The organism is Geobacillus sp. WSUCF1 (assembly GCF_000422025.1).
GTDB classification, from domain to species: domain Bacteria; phylum Bacillota; class Bacilli; order Bacillales; family Anoxybacillaceae; genus Geobacillus; species Geobacillus zalihae.
This window is the reverse complement of record NZ_ATCO01000184.1, coordinates 1-2,796: the sequence shown is the minus strand read 5'-3', so window position 1 is coordinate 2,796 and position 2,796 is coordinate 1. Positions and strand designations below refer to the sequence as shown.

At 32.5% G+C, this 2,796-nt stretch carries 2 protein-coding genes and 1 pseudogene; 1 reads left to right on the top strand and 2 read right to left on the bottom strand.

Translation table 11 applies throughout. From position 1 onward, the window contains the following. Positions 1-273: 273 nt before the first annotated feature. Positions 274-651, top strand: a complete 378-nt coding sequence (locus tag I656_RS01725; protein WP_020756557.1) for a hotdog domain-containing protein — start codon at positions 274-276, stop codon at positions 649-651. A gap of 422 nt (positions 652-1,073) precedes the next feature. Here I656_RS01725 and I656_RS18275 read toward each other — a convergent pair whose 3' ends face one another. Beyond that, complete coding sequence (locus I656_RS18275; protein ID WP_020756556.1) at positions 1,074-1,478, bottom strand: hypothetical protein; 405 nt, start codon at positions 1,476-1,478, stop codon at positions 1,074-1,076. A 229-nt stretch (positions 1,479-1,707) separates the two neighbouring features. Then, positions 1,708-2,360: pseudogene (locus I656_RS19985) on the bottom strand (insertion element protein); the annotation flags it as partial. Positions 2,361-2,796 lie beyond the last annotated feature (436 nt).

Below are 2,796 nucleotides of genomic sequence, written 5' to 3'. Positions count from 1 at the left end.
GTAAATATATATATTTACAATTATAACCAACCTAATAATAAATTATTGTTTACTTTATTGTCAACGGGATTTTGAAATACAGAGAAGGGATGTTTAGCATTGCCTCCAAAAATCGAACAAATCGCAACGAATATGATTCTTATCTTATCAAAATTTAATGTGTAACCATCATCGAAATAATATTCTGAATAGTTGAACATTATTTATTATTGCTGTAATATTCAGATTATAAGTAACCATAACAGTATTTAAACTTCAGGGGGGGAGATTTATATGTCTTTAAAAGTAGGAGATATCATTACGTTTGAACGGACTTTTACAGTGAAGGATGTTGAATTATTTACAGAGATTTCAGGCGATAAAGGGATTCATCATATAACCCCAGATGAACAAGGAAGGCTTGTAGTTCAAGGGTTACTAACGGCGACTCTGCCGACAAAAGTTGGCGGAGATTATAACGTACTGGCTCGTACGATGAATTTTGAGTTTCTAAGACCTGTATTTACAGGGGATACAATAATTTGTGAAGTTAAAATTGAAAAATACGAAAGGCAAGAAAATAATAGAACAGCTATTAGTGCATCCTTTTTATGTAAAAATCAGAATGAAAAAGTAGTATTAAAAGGCGATTTTTCAGGTGTAATACTTTAAATTCTTTATGCTTTCTTCAATTAACTGGAGCGCTAGAAGGGGAACCCCTTAGATATTGGGTTTCCCTAATTTTTATCTGATTGGCGATGGGGGTAATGCTTTCAGTGACGGAAAAAGAAATTTTTGGAACAGCTTTACGCACGTTTACAAAAATATATTGCGTTATCATGGCTATAATCGTATTGGTTTCATTTTACTTGTTTTTCTATAAAAGACTTTACTAAAAAGGTGCATGTTAAGTTAACGGGTTCGGTTCAGAAGTACAAAATCAAGAAAAACAGTACAAATAACAGCGTAATTAGCACAAAATTCGAACCAAATTTAACAAAGTAAAAAGCACATTAAAACGCTTGGGTTTATTCCAAGCGTTTTAAACTAAAATTATATTGACTTGTTCAATTAAGACTGTTACTAAAAGGTTACTACCGTACTTCAATTACAAAGGCATAACTTGAATCTCCCTTTTCCCATCTCGCTGAAACATCATACACATATACACCTTTTTCTTTTGGTAATAGTATCACATTATCATTTATTGGAACATTTTCTGTTTTTTCATTTGTAAGCCATCTATTTACTACTAATGTATTTTCTTTAGGCTCATCTTTGAATTCTATTTTCAATTGGGAATCTGGTGGTACAACCACAGGTTTTAGTTCTTGATTTTTAATGAGTTCTGGCGGAGAACTTGTATCGGCACAAACAGAATTAAGTAATCCATTCCAACAATACGAACCTTGTGCCACTTCTACCTTTTTTTCTCCAACAGTTATGGTTGGTAAAGGTGGTTTAGCACTAAATAGTTCAGTAACAAAATCCCCCCCCAATGCCTAACGCAATTAATACTAATAATGTAATTAAAAACTTTTTCATACACTTCCCCCTCATGGGTTAATTTTCCCTTTGCTAACTTTCTGAGTAATCTATATATTCAGTTTAACATAAAATACCAAAATCATTAAAAAGGATTTAGTCAAAAAATATTGATATTTCAGCAAAAAATAAAAAACAAATCGTATACTGATTTGGTCCTATAAAATATCAAATCCCTTAAGGTTATTGCATATAGATTATTTCTTTTAAATCAAATTGTTTTTTTGCAATGCCTAATCGTTGAGCAGGTGTTCCTACTGTCTCCTTTGTTTTGTATGCTAAACAAAAATTGTAGTAAGTCCGAAGTATGGTAAGAGCCATTTGAGCATACTTTGAGTTAAAGTTTGAATAGATATAGCTTTTTCCGTCACCACGAGCTGTTATCAATGGTCTTTCTAAAATAGATAGCCGTCTTCGAATGTGCTGGATAAAGGTATTCGTGGCGTTGTCATTCACGATTAGCAATGTCCTTTGGTTCGAATGATGAAAGATTGGTTGTACAATCAATTCATCGAAATCCTCTGTCAATTGTCGCAAGTGGATGTTCAATCGAATTATCAGCGTATTCATAATGACTGCTGCCACCTGAAATGACTTTCTTATGAAATTGGTGTGTATGAAATAATTCTTCCAGTTTCAGAAAAGCCAATTTCTGCAAAGAACTTGTAATCATAACCAAAGTTAATTCCCCAGTTGATTAAATCCACTCCTGCTTGAATAAATTCCTCACGAGCTTGTTTCCGAGATTTTGTTTTATCCGTTTGACAAAGAAAATGGTGGGCATTAGATAAGCGAATTTCTTTGGCAAATACACGATAAAGGGAAGTCATCAATGAATTTATGTCCAATTAGCATCAATTTTAACACATATTTGGAATACTGTCTGTTGGTCAGCAGTCACTTGCTAATTATAATGCGATTAATGGTGATAAATTCAATAAAACATTGATATATCAACAAATAAAAGGAGTCCAATTCATATGCGAATTGAACTCCTTTTTGTATTACTTTTTTCAATTTTATACTCAACAACCAAACCCGTTATGTTAAATTGTGCCTTTTTGTATGTTATCCCAAAGAATAATCTAGCGGATGTGTAGAGAAAATAATCCAAAAATGGTTCTTTCGGGAGTTTTTGTTATTTCATCAGAACTCAAGACATCGCTAAAAGTATGAAAGCGGATGTGACACAATTAAAATGTGAAGATGATATGGTATACAGAACGTAACAAGAAGGATGCTAAAAATGAAATCGAAAACGAACAATAAAAA